The sequence below is a fragment of the uncultured Polaribacter sp. genome (assembly GCF_947495205.1).
Classification (GTDB): Bacteria; Bacteroidota; Bacteroidia; order Flavobacteriales; family Flavobacteriaceae; genus Polaribacter.
Genome location: NZ_CANLXV010000002.1, coordinates 186,988 through 200,519 on the forward strand (window position 1 = coordinate 186,988; position 13,532 = coordinate 200,519).

Annotated in this window: 9 protein-coding genes; 4 read left to right on the top strand and 5 right to left on the bottom strand. The window is 30.7% G+C overall.

Annotation, left to right across the window (positions count from 1 at the left end; translation table 11 throughout):
- Window positions 1-190: 190 nt before the first annotated feature.
- Both leuB and Q0762_RS03015 read right to left on the bottom strand, forming a co-directional pair.
- Entirely contained in the window at window positions 191-1,312 is a 1,122-nt protein-coding gene (gene leuB / locus Q0762_RS03010; RefSeq protein ID WP_298763415.1) for a 3-isopropylmalate dehydrogenase, read from the bottom strand.
- 48 nt (window positions 1,313-1,360) lie between these two features.
- Window positions 1,361-2,536 carry a 2-isopropylmalate synthase gene (locus Q0762_RS03015; RefSeq protein WP_298763416.1) on the bottom strand — a complete coding sequence of 392 codons (1,176 nt, stop codon included), beginning with the start codon at window positions 2,534-2,536 and terminating at the stop codon, window positions 1,361-1,363.
- Between the two features lie 119 nt (window positions 2,537-2,655).
- Between Q0762_RS03015 and Q0762_RS03020 the strand changes: the two genes are divergently transcribed.
- From Q0762_RS03020 to thrC, 4 genes are all read left to right on the top strand, one after another.
- The gene (locus Q0762_RS03020; protein WP_298763418.1) at window positions 2,656-4,218 is read left to right on the top strand and encodes a hypothetical protein; all 1,563 of its coding nucleotides are present in this window, start codon (window positions 2,656-2,658) and stop codon (window positions 4,216-4,218) included.
- A 312-nt stretch (window positions 4,219-4,530) separates the two neighbouring features.
- Window positions 4,531-6,969 carry a bifunctional aspartate kinase/homoserine dehydrogenase I gene (thrA, locus tag Q0762_RS03025; protein ID WP_298763419.1) on the top strand — a complete coding sequence of 813 codons (2,439 nt, stop codon included), beginning with the start codon at window positions 4,531-4,533 and terminating at the stop codon, window positions 6,967-6,969.
- Window positions 6,970-7,024: 55 nt separating this feature from the next.
- Window positions 7,025-7,948: a homoserine kinase gene (locus Q0762_RS03030; RefSeq protein ID WP_298763535.1), complete on the top strand. Its 924-nt coding sequence runs from the start codon at window positions 7,025-7,027 to the stop codon at window positions 7,946-7,948.
- Between the two features lie 80 nt (window positions 7,949-8,028).
- Window positions 8,029-9,312 carry a threonine synthase gene (gene thrC, locus Q0762_RS03035; RefSeq protein WP_298763420.1) on the top strand — a complete coding sequence of 428 codons (1,284 nt, stop codon included), beginning with the start codon at window positions 8,029-8,031 and terminating at the stop codon, window positions 9,310-9,312.
- Between the two features lie 3 nt (window positions 9,313-9,315).
- On the opposite strand, the gene Q0762_RS03040 is transcribed toward thrC, so the two are convergent.
- Genes Q0762_RS03040 through Q0762_RS03050 form a run of 3 tightly spaced genes read right to left on the bottom strand, consistent with a single transcriptional unit; the run spans window position 9,316 to window position 13,419 of the window.
- Complete coding sequence (locus Q0762_RS03040; protein WP_298763421.1) at window positions 9,316-10,293, bottom strand: galactose oxidase; 978 nt, start codon at window positions 10,291-10,293, stop codon at window positions 9,316-9,318.
- A 9-nt stretch (window positions 10,294-10,302) separates the two neighbouring features.
- Entirely contained in the window at window positions 10,303-10,962 is a 660-nt protein-coding gene (gene pdeM / locus Q0762_RS03045) for a ligase-associated DNA damage response endonuclease PdeM (RefSeq protein WP_298763422.1), read from the bottom strand.
- A gap of 6 nt (window positions 10,963-10,968) precedes the next feature.
- Window positions 10,969-13,419, bottom strand: coding sequence for a ligase-associated DNA damage response DEXH box helicase (locus Q0762_RS03050; protein ID WP_298763423.1), 2,451 nt, complete (start codon window positions 13,417-13,419; stop codon window positions 10,969-10,971).
- Window positions 13,420-13,532 lie beyond the last annotated feature (113 nt).

Sequence of the window (13,532 nt, forward strand, 5' to 3'; positions counted from 1 at the left end):
TTAACATTATATTATTATGATACTCAATCCTTAAAATAAATTCAAAAAAAAACTTCCAAATTAAAGGAAGGTTTCTTTACAAATTCTAAAAAGACAGCTTCCATATCAATAGGTAATCGTTACCTTGACAATTGCGTTTAAAGTTATATGTAATATTTGTTGTTTCATGAATACAAACGTATTGTTTTTTTTAAATTATGGTACTTTGACCAGCATGCATGTTTATAAAATTTAAATTACTATCTTCTTGATTTAAGATGTAATCTGCTATAAAATCTCCTACTTTAGATGTTTTTGCAGGATATTTATTTTTACCTTTAATATCTTCTGTGGTAATATTTAAATCTAAAGATTTTTCTACGGCTCTTTCTATAGCATCTGCCTCTTCAGTTAAGCCTAAATGCTCTAATAACATGGCTGCTGATAAAATAGATGCTAGTGGGTTTGCTATATCTTTACCAACTGCTTCTGGATAAGTTCCATGTACTGGCGTAAAAATTGCATTTTCTTCTCCAAAAGAAGAAGAAGCCAAAACTCCTATTGACCCAGAAATTACTGCTAACTCATCAGAAAACAAATCTCCAAACAAATTATCTGTAAGAATTACATCAAATTTAGTGGGTTGCAAAATTAGTTTTTTTGAAGCATTATCTGCATACAAATACTCTAATTTTACATCTTTATATGTTTTAGCAATTTCTGTAACTGTTTTTCTCCACAAACGTGAAGTTTCTAACACATTAGATTTATCTATTAAAGTTACTTTTTTCCTTCTGCCTTGTGCAGCTTTAAAGGCACGGTGTGTAATACGCGTTATTTGATGCACACTATATGTAGAAATATCGGTTGCAATTTCCCCATCTTCACTTAACTCTTTCTTACCAAAATAGCTACCACCTGTTAATTCTCTAAAAACAACTATATCTGTACCTTTTACAATTTCTCTTTTTAAAGGAGAGTTTTTAATAAGCTGACTAAATACTTTAACAGGGTTTATATTGCAGTATAAATCTAGTTCTTTTCTTAAAGTTAACAAACCTTGTTCTGGTCTTATTCTTAAAGATGGATCTTGATCGTATTTTGGATCTCCTATTGCACCAAATAAAATAGCGTCTGCATTTTTACAAACCTCAATTGTTTTTTCTGGCAAGGGATTACCTTCTGTTTCTATAGGTGCAGTACCTAATTGCGCTTCTTCATATAAGAAAATATGATTGTACATTTCTGCAACAGCATCTAAAGCTTTTTTTGCTTGGTTGGTTACTTCTGGACCAATACCATCTCCTGGAATTACAGCTATTTTATATTTCATCTTTTAAAAATATAATAGATATTTTATAGTATTCTAACCAAAGAACAATTAAATCATTGTTATTTTAGAACTTTCACTTACTTTTTTCATAATTTGATGAATATCATCATCCTTAACTTCTTTTTGCTTATCTGCAGTTTCTAAAAAAGTTTTATACGCACTATCTAATTGTACCTTTGTAAGTTCGTAACCTATTTTCTTAGCTCTATACGCCAAAGCTGCTCTACCACTTCTAGCTGTTAAAACAATTGCACTCTCTGTTACTCCAACATCTTCAGGATCCATAATTTCATAAGTTTCCCTGTTTTTTATAACTCCGTCTTGATGAATTCCAGAACTGTGGGCAAATGCATTTGCCCCAACAATAGCTTTATTAGGCTGTACAGGCATACCCATACTTTCTCTTACCATAATAGAGGTATCATATAATAACTTTGTATTTATAGAAGTTTCTAAATTTAAATAAGGATGTTGCTTTAACACCATTACTACTTCTTCTAAAGCTGTATTACCTGCTCTTTCACCAATACCGTTTATGGTACATTCTATTTGACGAGCACCATTAATAACACCAGAAATAGAGTTGGCTGTAGCCATACCCAAATCATTATGACAATGACAAGAAAGTATTACATTATCAATTCCTTTTACATTTTCACGTAAATATTTAATTTTTGCCCCATATTCTTCTGGCAAACAATAACCTGTTGTATCTGGAATATTTAACACAGTAGCACCTGCTTTTATTACAGCTTCGCACACTTTAGCTAAATAAGCATTATCTGTTCTACCTGCATCTTCTGCGTAAAACTCTATATCTTCTACAAAAGATTTTGCATAAGAAACTGCTTTAACAGCTCTTTCTATAACGGCATCTCTAGAAGATTTAAATTTATATTTTATATGAGAATCACTTGTACCAATACCTGTATGAATTCTTGGATGCTTAGCAAATTTTAAAGCTTCTGCAGCTACTTTAATATCGTTTTCTACAGCTCTAGTTAAACCACAAACGGATGCATTTTTAACTATTTTAGCAATTTCTGAAACCGAATTAAAATCTCCAGGACTAGATACAGGAAAACCAGCTTCAATAACATTTACACCTAATAAATCTAAACGTTCTGCAATAACTAATTTCTGTTTTGTATCTAATTTACAACCAGGGACTTGCTCACCGTCTCTTAAAGTTGTGTCGAAAATTTGTACTTGATTATTTTGCATGATTTCTATATTATATATCAAATATATGTATTGTGATTTGCTTATATTTATGAAGTTGCATAAATTCACGATTCCTAAGAGATTCACGAAATATATAAAATACTGAATAACAATATTATATGAGTAAAATCATTACATCCGCCAACCAACAAAATGATGCCCTTTTTGTGCTAATTAAGTCTTTAACTAAATCAGAAAAAAGGCAATTTAACCTATATGTAGGCAGACTTGGTGGTAATGTTGATGCCAAGTTTTTCTCTCTTTTTAAGTTTTTAGAAAAATTAAAAACTTATGATGAAAAGGTTATTATTGGCAGTGGTATTGTTTCTAAACAACAATTATCTAATTTAAAAGCACATTTATACAAACAAATTTTAATTAGTTTACGTTTAAATCCTGCGCATAAAAACGTTAGAATTCAAATTAGAGAACAATTAGATTTTGCTACAGTATTGTATCAAAAAGGATTATACAAACAAAGTTTAAAATTGTTAGAAAAAGCTAAAAACATGGCTTTAGATAATGAAGAAAAAAACATAGCTTATGAAATTGTAGAATTAGAAAAAGTTATAGAAACACAATATATTACTAGGAGTTTAAGCAATAGAGCAGATCAACTTTCTGTGCAAGCCAAAGAATTAAGCCAGCAAAATGTTATTGCCAGTAAACTTTCTAATTTATCACTGCAATTATACAGCCATCTATTACAAAACGGCTATGTGAAAAATGAAAAAGAGCTAGAATTTGTAAACAAATATTTTGCAGAAAGATTACCAAAATACAATTATAACAAACTTGGTTCTCGCGAGCGTTTGTGGTTATTTAAAGCCAACCTTTGGCATAGTTTTTTAGTTCAAGATTTTTTACAAAGCTATAAATACGCTAGCAAGTGGGTTAATTTATTTAAAGAAAACAACAAACTAATTATACTACATCCTGTTTTTTATTTAAAAGGAATTAATTATTTATTAGAAGCCTCTTTTTTAGTTAAAAAAGTAACTACGTTTAAAAAAGAGTTGGCCTTATTTGAACAAAATATTGAAGCAAAAAGTATTCCGTTAAACACCAACACAGAGTTATTAATATTCCAATACTTATATGCTAACAAATTACATTTACACTTTTTAGAAGGTAATTTTATAGAAGGTGAATATTTAGTAGAAATTATTAATGCAAAAATTGAAGTATACAAAAATAGACTAGACAACCACTACATAGTAATGTTGTACTATAAAATAGCATGTTTATATTTTGGCATGGATAAAAACAAAGAATGCATTTTCTATCTTCAGAAAATTATAAAATCTAAAAACTTAAGTTCTGCAGAAGATTTACAATGTTTTGCAAGAATTTTAAATTTAATTGCGCATTACGAATGTGGGTTAGATTACGATTTAGAAAGACAATTTATAGATACTTATAAATTTCTATTAAAAATGGAAAACCTGCAAGAAGTACAAAAAGTGTTTTTAGCCTCTATTAGAGATTTAAGTGATGTTTTTCCTCATGAAATTAAGGGAGAATTTAAAAAAATTCATGCAAAACTTAAAATTTTCGAAAACCATCCTTATGAAAAAAGAGCTTTTTTATATCTAGACATACTATCTTGGTTAGAGAGTAAAATACAGAACAAACCAATTGCATTAATTATTAAAGAAAAAACAAAATTATTAGCAAAATAATTAAATTTAAATAAAATAATGTATTTTATTTTATGAATTTAACAGAAGTTAAAACTAAAATAAAAAAAATCTTTAATACATAAACGTATTTTAATTAATACTACTACTTTTGCTTTGTGCATTTTTCTAAAACAAACATAAAAAATATACAAACCACAACTGTGGTTGCAATCGCTATGGGAAATAATACACGTACTTCTACAATTACCCTTTAGGGGTTCTCTATATTATACAAACTCAGGTAAAACAATTTCGATACAATCGAAAAAAGCATTATAAAACATTAATTTTCATTATTTTATTTCAAACAAAATGAAAGTATTAAAATTTGGCGGTTCATCTGTCGCAAATTCAGAAAACATAAAAAAAGTATTAGCAATTGTTGCTAATGCAGCTCAAAATGAAAAAGTTGCAGTTGTAGTTTCAGCATTTGGTAAAACTACCAATAATTTATTGTCAGGAGCTAATTTAGCTTTAAGCGATATTAAAAAAGCAAAAGAAAATCTTTCAGAAATTGAAGATTTACACAATCAAATTATAGAAGAGTTAATTACAAATAACAAAACAATTATTATAGACAAAGTAACTAGTTTATTTGATAATTTATATTCTATTTACGAAGGTGTTTTTTTACTACAAGAATTGTCAAACAAAACTTTGGCTAAAATTTCTAGTTTTGGCGAAAGATTATCGTCTTATATTATAGCAAACGCAGCTAAAGAAACTTTAGACGCTACACATAAAGAAAGTAGAACATTAATTCTTACAAATGATGATTTTCTAAACGCACAAGTAGACTTTGAAACTTCAAACAAAAATATTAAGTTATTTTTTAAAGAAAATAAACACCAAGTTACACTTTTAGGAGGTTTTATTTCTGCGAACAGCAAAGGAGAAACAACTACTTTAGGAAGAGGAGGCTCTGATTATACTGCTGCCATTTATGCAGCCGCTTTAAACACAAGCGAATTACAAATTTGGACAGACGTTCCTGGTATGTTTACTGCAAATCCTAGAGTTGTAAAACAAGCCTATGCTATTTCAGAAATTTCTTATGAAGAGGCTATGGAATTATCGCACTTTGGTGCAAAAGTTTTGTATCCTCCAACAATTCAACCTGCTTTAAGAAAAGAAATTCCTATTCGTATTAAAAATACTTTTGAACCAGAAAATGTTGGTACTTTAATTTGTAAAAATCCTAAAAACAATAACGAAGTTAAAGGAATATCACATATAGAAGATATTAGCTTAATTACGTTAGAAGGCGGTGGAATGATTGGAATTCCAGGTTTTTCTAAGCGTTTATTTGCAACACTTTCAGTAGCAAAAATAAATGTAGTTTTTATTACGCAAGCTTCATCAGAACACTCTATTTGTGTTGGTGTTTATGAAAACGATGCTACCAAAGCGCAAGCACTTTTAAACGAGACGTTTCATATAGAAATTGATAGAAAAAAAATACAACCAATACAAGTAGAAAATAACTTGGCAATTATTGCTGTGGTTGGAGAAAGCATGAAAAACTACCAAGGTTTAAGCGGACAAATGTTTAGCGCCTTAGGTAAAAACAACGTAAATGTTAGAGCAATTGCACAAGGTTCTTCAGAAAAAAATATTTCTGCAGTAATTAATAAATTCGATGCAAAAAAAGCATTAAACACTTTACACGAGCAGTTTTTTGAAGAAAAAACAAAACAATTAAATCTTTTTGTAACTGGTGTTGGTAATGTTGGCGAACGCTTTTTAGCTCAATTAGAGCAACAAAAAAGATTTTTAAAAGAAAACCTAAAGCTTAAAATTAGAGTAATTGGTCTTTCTAATTCCAGAAAAATGGTTTTTAACAATTCTGGAATCGATTTAAAAAACTGGAAAGAAGCTTTAGAAAATGGAGAACCAACAAGTTTAGATAATTTTTACAACGAAGTTAAAAAAGCAAACCATAGAAATAGTGTTTTTATAGACAACACAGCAAATCAAGCAGTTTCTGAAGTTTATGAAAAATATTTAAGAGATAGCATTTCTGTAGTTACTTGTAATAAAATTGCGTGTGCTTCTAATTATTCAAATTATAAAACCTTAAAAGAAGTTTCTAGAAAATACAATGCCGATTTCTTATTTGAAACTAATGTTGGTGCAGGTTTACCTATAATTGATACGCTTAAAAATTTAATAAATTCTGGTGATAGAGTGCATAAAATTCAGGCAGTATTGTCTGGTAGTTTAAACTTTGTTTTTAATAATTTTAATGAAAACGCAACGTTTCATGATGTTGTAGCACAAGCACAAAAAGAAGGTTTTACAGAACCAGATCCTAAAATAGATTTAAGCGGTATAGATGTTGCTCGTAAAATTTTAATTTTAGCAAGAGAAAGTGGTTATCAATTAGAATTAGAAGACATAGCAAACAATTCTTTTTTAACAGAAGAAAGTTTAAACACAACTAATAATGATGATTTTTATGCTTCTTTAACTAAAAATGAAGCACACTTTCAACAGATATTTAAAGCTGCAAATGACAAAGATTGTAGGTTAAAATATGTTGCTGAATTTGTAGATGGAAAAGCAAATGTTGGATTACAACACATTGCCTCAAATCACCCGTTTTACAATTTAGAAGGAAGTGATAATATTGTCTTATTTTTTACAGACAGATACCCAGAAAATCCTTTAATTATAAAAGGTGCTGGTGCTGGTGCAGATGTAACTGCTTCTGGTATTTTTGCAGATGTAATTAGAATTGCTAATAAGTAAGCAGTCACAAACAGACTGACTGCAAACTGAAGACTGTCAAATGCAAACTGAAAAAATGGATTATTTAAAAATATTTTCTCCGGCAACTGTTGCTAATGTTTCTTGCGGATTTGATTCTATGGGTTTTGCTGTAGATGCCGTTGGCGATGAAATGACCTTTACCAAGACTGCAGAAAAAGGAGTAAAAATAACAAATATTACGGGTGCAAATTTAACCTACAATATAGATGAAAATGCAGCAAGTGCTGTGGTTAAAAAAATGCTATTAGATGCAAATGCAGATTTCGGAATTGCATTAACCATTCACAAAGGTTTTTCTCCTGGAAGTGGTTTAGGAAGTTCTGCAGCAAGTGCTTCTGGCGCTGCTTTTGGCGCAAACCAGCTTTTAGGAAATCTATATTCTGAACTAGAGCTTACCAAATTTGCCATGTTTGGCGAAGAAGTAGCTTGTGGAACCCCAATTGCAGACAATGTTGCTGCAGCCATTTATGGTGGTTTTGTATTGGTTAGAAGTTACGAACCTTTAGAAATTATAAAATTACCAGTTCCTAAAGATTTAAGCGTAGTTGCCATTCATCCACAAGTAGAAATAAAAACAAAAGACGCTAGAGAAGTTTTACCAACAGAAATTCCGTTAAAAAACGCCATTACACAATGGGCAAATGTAGGTGGTTTGGTTAGTGGCTTGTATACAGATAATTACGAGTTAATTAGCAATTCTTTAGTAGATTTGGTTGCAGAACCTGCCAGAAAAGCTTTAATTCCGTTTTTTGACGAAGTTAAAAACAGTGCTGTAAAAGCAGGTGCTTTAGGCGCAGGAATTTCTGGTTCTGGCCCAACCATTTACGCTTTGTGTGAAGGCAAAGAAACCGCGCAAAAAGTATACAAAGCTATAAACGAAACGTACAAAAAAACAAATATAAATTTTACCTTATTTACTTCTAAAGTAAATGCAGCAGGAGTAAAAATATTAGAATAAAATAGTTGTTGGTTTATTGTTTTTGATAGTTGGTTTTAACCAATACTAAAAACTACAAACCAAATGCAAAAAACAAAATTATGAACTACTATAGTTTACATCATAAATCGCCAAAAACAACTTTTAAAAATGCAGTTGTAGAAGGTTTGGCTAAAGACAGAGGAATTTATTTCCCAGAAAATATTACTCCTTTATCTAAAGATTTTATTGAAAATATAGAGAATTACACTAACAATGAAATTGCTTATGAAGCCATAAAACAGTTTGTAGGTGATGAAATTCCAACGGAAAAATTAAAAGATATTATTGCAAACACACTTACTTTTGATTTTCCCGTAGTTCCCGTATCAGAAAATATAGGAACCTTAGAACTGTTTCATGGACCAACCATGGCTTTTAAAGATGTTGGCGCCAAATTTATGGCACAATGTTTAGAGTACTTTAACAAAAAAAACAAGGAAGAAGTTACCGTTTTAGTAGCTACTTCTGGAGATACTGGTGGTGCTGTTGCAAACGGCTTTTTAGGCGCAAAAGGTATTAATGTTGTTATTTTATATCCGTCAGGAAAAGTAAGTGATATTCAAGAAAAACAACTAACAACTTTAGGGCAAAATATTACTGCTTTAGAAGTAGATGGTGTTTTTGACGATTGCCAAGATATGGTAAAAACTGCTTTTTTAGATGAAGAAATTACCAAAACCTTAACCTCTGCAAATTCTATTAATGTTGCACGTTGGCTACCACAAATGTTTTATTTTTTCTTTGCATACAAGCAATTAAAAAAACTAAATAAAGAAATTGTATTTTCTGTGCCAAGTGGCAATTTTGGTAATATTTGTGCAGGAATTATGGCTCAAAAATTAGGCTTACCTGTGAAACATTTTGTAGCTTCTACTAATGTAAATGATACTGTACCTAATTTCTTAAAAGACGGTGTTTACACACCTAAAAAATCTAAAGCAACTATTTCTAACGCAATGGATGTGGGTAACCCAAGTAATTTTATTAGAATTAGAGAATTGTTTAATAACGATTTAGAAACTTTAAAAAATGCGTTTTCTTCTTTTAGTTTTTCTGATGATGCTACGCGTGCTAAAATGAAAGAAATTCATAAAAATTCTGGCTATGTTGCAGATCCTCATGGAGCTGTTGGTTATTTAGGATTAGAAAAATACAACTTAAACGAAAACGAATATGGTGTGTTTTTAGAAACTGCACATCCTGTTAAATTTTTAGATGTGGTTGAAGAAACTTTACCTGTAAAAGTTGCTATTCCGCCACAAATACAAAAAGTAATAAACAATAATAAAGTAGCTATTAAGACGAGTTCTTATGAAGATTTAAAACGCTTTTTACAACAGTAACTATTATTTCCATCGTTCCATAGTTTTTAATTCTGGCTTACCGCCAATTTGCCCAGATCCAGAAGCTACATAAATAGAATTGTCAAACAAAATTGCGCCAGAACCATGCCTGCCTTGTTTTAATGATGGAAAAATTTTCCATTCCAAAGACTTGGTATGCAAACCTTCAACATCATTATGTGCTGTTTTTTGACGACTAGATTCTCCTCCAATAACTAAAATATAGTCTTCATACAAAACAGACATTGCACCTGCTCTTTCTGTTGGAATAGTAGTATTTAACGTAAGCCATTCTTGCAGTTTTATATTGTACACATCAACCTCTGCAATGGTTTCAGAAAAAGTATTTTTAGGCGCTTTAGACAACCTACCTCCTAAAAGATAAATGTTTCCATTATTTTCTACTGCTTGAAAATGATCTCTAGACCTTGGTGCATCTGGTAAAATAGACCAAGTTTTAGTTTTTAAATTATAAGCATCTAACCAGTTTTTATGATCAGATGTATGCCCATTTTTAATACCACAACTTATATAAACAATATCTCCTACAATACAATTACCTGTAGCACCTCTTAAACGCTCTTTTGGTATTTTTCCTTCTATTCTCCAAGCATCTAATTCAGGATTATACACATAAATTGCTTCTATTGGTGTTTCTAGCGGATATTTACCGGTGAATGCTCCTATTACATAAACCTCATTATTATAAACTACCGGCTGAAAATGATGCATTTCTACTGGTGGTTTTGCTCCAATTGTCCACTCTTTTGTCTGGGTATTATAAATGCTTACTGGCTTAATTTTTCTTCCTCCTAGTAAATAAAATTTATCTTTAACAGAAACAAATGCAGCTTCATGCCTTTCTATGGGTTTAGAGTTATTACTGCCACTTACAAACTGCCATGTTTTAATGGTATCCTTACTTTTTTTACAAGAAGAAAATAGCATTACAAAGAGCGTAAAAAATATTGTAAATTTCATAAGTATCAATTACAATACAAATATAGTATTTTCTGTAAAAGCGTAATTTTTGCAGTTTTTAATTGAATTTCTTGTATTTAAACCTGTAAACAAACTAAAAGCAGGCAAAATCAACCGATTTTTATTCATTTGAAAACAAGGTAACTTTATGCGTTGTTTGCCTCTACCTTTAATAAAAACTCCTGGATGAATATGCCCAGAAATAGTAAAAACACCTTCTATTTCTTCAACATTATCATGTACAAATTTTAAATTCTTAATATTTAATTCTGAACTAAAAACTTCAATATCAAACTGCTTATAAATACAATTAGATAAACGATCGTGGTTTCCTTTTATCAATTGCAATTTTAAATTACTAAATTGCTGAAGCCACATTTTAAATTCATCTAAATCTTTGTTGTATCCCGCGTGAAATAAATCGCCCACAACAATTAAATTTTCTGCTTTAAAATGTAGTATTAATTGTTTTAAACGTTCTAAATCTGTGGTTAAAACAGCTGTAGGAATTGGAATACCACTTTTTTGAAAATGCGCAGCTTTACCAATATGCAAATCACTTAAAATTAAACTTTTTTGAGTTTCCCAATATAAAACACGCTGATTGGTAACTTGTAAAATTTCATTTTTTAGTATAATTTCTTTAGTAACTATAGTTAAAGATTGCATTTTTTTTTAGGCTTTTAACGCTTGCTTTTGTATGCGTTCAATGCGCTTACTTAAATCTTCATTAGACATGGTTCCTCTTAAACTGTCTACTTTTAATGGAAAGCTCAAAGGTGTAAAATTCTTGGCTTTTTTCAAAATAATTTTACTTTCAGAAATACGTTGAAATGCTTTTTGCAGTCGTACTTTTTCTAACTCATAATCAAAAACTTCATTATACGCTTGTTTTAGTAATAAATTATTAGGTTCATGATCATTTAAAACTCTAAATATTAAACCAGATGAAGATTGCAGGCTTTTGCTGGTTTTTCTATTACCCGGTTGCGTTTGAATTACCAAACCAGCAACCACAGCAATATCTCTAAATTTTCTTGATGCCATTTCGCTAGCGTTTATACTTGCAGTGACGTCTTTTATTAGATTTTCTTTAGAAAAAATTGCTACAATATTTGCTTCATTTAAAGGAATTTCTTGATCGCTTAACAACTCAAAACCATAATCATTCATGGCAATTGTAAAGGTTAACTTTTTTATTTGGCTAATTCTATATGCAATTAAAGATGCCATAATTTCGTGCACCAATCTACCTTCAAAAGGGTAAGCAAATAGATGAAAACCTTCTTTGGTTTCTATCATTTCTACCAAAAATTCATCGTGTTTTGGTATATGTGAGTTTTGCTCTTGTCTTTTTAATAATGGGTGCAAAAATTTCAACTCTTTTTCTCTATTATTTGGCGTTAATGCATCACTTAATTTTAGTCGTAAAAAATGAGTTAAATAAGATGTTAAAGGCAATCTACCTCCCAACCAACTTGGTGTAATGGCTTTCTTTTTTTTGCTTCGTTTTACCAAAACAGTCATATCTTTTATTTGTTTCACTTCTAAAACTATTCCTCCTAATATAAAAGCATCTCCTTTTTTTAATTTCGATATAAAAAACTCTTCTATCATGCCAATATAACCGCCAGAAAAGAATTTTACGTATAACATAACTTCACTCACAATAACGCCAATATTCATTCTATGCATCATTGCAATTCGTCTACTTTTTACTTTATACAAACCATCTTCTTCATCTAAAACTACTTTGTGAAATTCCTCATACGCGTGCAAAGTTTTTCCACCTTTGGTAATAAAATGAATACACCAATTAAATTCTTCTAAAGTTAAATACTGAAACGCATGAACTTCTTGCAACATTTTAAAAGTTTCATCTCCTTTAAAACCTTCGCCAACGGCTAAAGTTACTAGAAACTGCACCAAAACATCATACGTTAGCACCATTGGCGCTCTAGCTTCAATCTGGTTTTGTTTTACAGCTTCTTTTACAGCTGCAACTTCTATTAATTGCAAAGAATGTGTGGGTACTGCATACATTTTAGAGGTTTCAAAAGGTGAATGCCCACTTCTACCAGATCTTTGCATAAAGCATGCAATACCTTTTGCAGAACCAATTTGTATCACACAATCTACAGGTTTAAAATCTACACCCAAATCTAAAGAAGATGTACAAACTACCGCTTTTAACAATCCGTTTGAAATGGCATCTTCTATAAAATTACGCTGTACTTTGTCTATAGAACCATGATGTATGGCAATTTGCCCAATTAAATCTGGCTCTTCTTCAATTAGAATCTGATACCATAATTCGCTCTGATTTCTGGTATTTGTAAAAATTAAAGTGGTGGTGTTTTCATAAATAATAGGAATAATTTTAGAACTCATTGTTTTTCCTAAATGACCTGCCCAAGACAACTCTTCTACTTGATCTGGCAATAAAGAAGTTATGTTGATTTTCTTCTTTTCTTTGGCACGAATCATGGTAGTTTTTAAAGGATAAGGAATTAGCACATTTTTAGCTTCTTCTAAGTTGCCAATAGTTGCAGAAATGCCCCAAATTCTAGTTTTGTTTGATAAATTTCGAATTCTAGCAATTGCAATTTCTGTTAAAACTCCACGTTTAGAACCTAACAATTCGTGCCATTCATCTACAGCAATACAGTTTACGTTTTTAAACCAACGCGAATTTCTTTTTTGAGAAAACAACAAATGCAAAGTTTCTGGTGTGGTTAACAAAACATCTGGCATTAAACGTTCTTGTTTTCTGCGGATGTTGGTGGGTGTATCTCCATTTCTAACAGCTACTTCCCAATCTAAACCAATTTCTTCTACAGCAGTTGCCATGGCTTTTGCCAAATCTTTTGCCAATGAACGCAAAGGACTAATCCAAATTAATTTTAAGCCTTTTTTGTATTTTTCTGGTTGATTTAAATAATCGATCACAACGGCTAAAAAAACAGAAAATGTTTTACCAAAACCTGTTGGTGCCACTACCATTCCACTAAAATTATTGTGGTAACGTTCCCAAGTTTGCGCTTGAAAACTAAAAGGGGTTTGCCCTTTTTCTTGCATCCAATTTTGAATGATTTGATAACCTTGGGTTTGTTTAAAGTTGCTCAATGGTGGTTTGTGGTTGGTGGTTTTTGGTTTTTAGAACTAACGTCATTGCGAGCTACGAAGCAATCTGCTTATTGAATTAACAGGTTGTTGCTTCACTCTGTTCGCAATGAACT